At 63.7% G+C, this 1459-nt stretch carries 2 protein-coding genes; both read left to right on the top strand.

Annotation, left to right across the window (positions count from 1 at the left end; all coding sequences use genetic code 11):
- Positions 1–786: 786 nt before the first annotated feature.
- On the top strand, positions 787–981 hold the full coding sequence (locus tag ACZ3TS_RS42980) for a helix-turn-helix transcriptional regulator (protein WP_467628706.1): 195 nt from the start codon (positions 787–789) through the stop codon (positions 979–981).
- Complete coding sequence (locus tag ACZ3TS_RS42975) at positions 981–1403, top strand: hypothetical protein (protein WP_467628703.1); 423 nt, start codon at positions 981–983, stop codon at positions 1401–1403. The genes ACZ3TS_RS42980 and ACZ3TS_RS42975 overlap by 1 nt, the downstream gene beginning before the upstream one ends.
- Positions 1404–1459: the final 56 nt, after the last annotated feature.

Raw genomic sequence — 1459 nt, 5'->3', positions numbered from 1 at the left:
CCCCCGGGCGAAGTGCACGCCGAGTTCCAGGAATTGCAACTCACGGCATGAATTGCTCGGCCAGACCCTGTCCGAAAAACGCGAGGCCCCTCAGTACCTCATGCTGCCCGATCTCATCGCAGAGACCCCTACCCAAGGAGCACTTCTGTCGAATGCTGCTCTCTAGTCCGCCCGATTCATCGCCCCCATCCGCTTGGCACTTGGAGCCCCGAACGTATGGACAACATCGGCGCGAGAGAACGACGGCGCTCCTCCCCGGCGCTGTGCCTCTGTGTCTGTGCGGCCGTGTTGGTCGGCGAGGACTTGCTGCAACGTAGCTACCGCCGGGACCGAGCGGTCCTCGCGCACATCGCGACACACCTGCGGCCCCACCCAGACATGTAGCCCGAGCCGTCGCTGCTACCGAGCACGTTGTTGCACGCGATCTTGACCGGCTCATTGACGACGGGCTGGGGGTGCTCGTGACGGACGGTGCGCCCCCGTGCTCCGATCGTACCGGCGAGCCCCCTGAGTTTTGCCCGCCAGTAATCGTCCGTGAATTTCCCTGCAGGGACGCACAACATAGACCACGATCGCCGGTTAGCCAAACCGGCGATCGTGACGACCATTGAGGGTGTTCGCAGCGGCTGTGCTTGGCGGTGGAGCCCTTCGGACGCTACAGCCCTTCATGTCGGTGCCCTGCACTCGCAATGGACAGCGCCTGCCCATCAGCCGTGACGGAATGGGTGCGAGTTGCGCGCTGCCGCTTGGGCGGCCGACAAATCCGGAATCCCCGAGGAAACATCAATGGCTCGTCCACCTGCGCTCAAGCTCGCCGAGGTTCTAACGGAAATCCGGATGAGTCAATCGGCCTTCTACCGCCTACGCGCTCGCGGCCAGGCACCCCGAATGATCAAGCTGCCCAATGGTGAACTGCGCTGTCGCCGCGCTGACTTGGATGCGTGGTGGGAGGCATGCGAAAGGGATACGCCTGAATGGTGATGAGTTACAAGGTCCGGTTCTGGGACATTCGCGAGCGGCCCGACCGCCGCAAGGGATTTGAGGTCCGTTGGACGGTCAATGGGCGTGAAAAGTCCGAGTCCTTCCTCACCAAGGGGCTGGCGGAGAGCCGTCGCGCCAAGCTCATGACCGCCGCTCGCGACGGCGAACCCTTCGATGCCCGGACGGGTCTGCCAGCCTCCGAACTTCGGGCCCTGAAGCAGCGGACCACTTGGTACGTCCTGGCCCGGGAGTACATCGAGCAACGGTGGGACCGAACACCAGGGAACACGCGGCGCACGCTGGCAGATGCCTTGGCGACCATCACGCCAGCCTTCGTTGAACCAGGAGCCAGCTACCGGGCGCCCCGCGTGCTGCGGCGAGCGCTTGAGGTGCCCCGAAGTTTCCGGACAGGGACCCAATAGGATCTCTACGTAAGGAAACGAGAGGCAAGACGTGGCACCACCCAGTAAGTACTCGC

Source organism: Streptomyces sp. NPDC022910, from assembly GCF_055561075.1.
The sequence above is the reverse complement of the archived record's forward strand: the minus strand, read 5'-3'. Positions and strand labels throughout refer to the sequence as shown.

What these genes read in the sequence shown, in the direction of transcription:
- ACZ3TS_RS42975 (WP_467628703.1), top strand. Translation starts at nt 981, where the DNA reads ATGAGTTACAAGGTCCGGTTCTGGGACATTCGCGAGCGGCCCGACCGC.
- ACZ3TS_RS42980 (WP_467628706.1), top strand. Translation starts at nt 787, where the DNA reads ATGGCTCGTCCACCTGCGCTCAAGCTCGCCGAGGTTCTAACGGAAATC.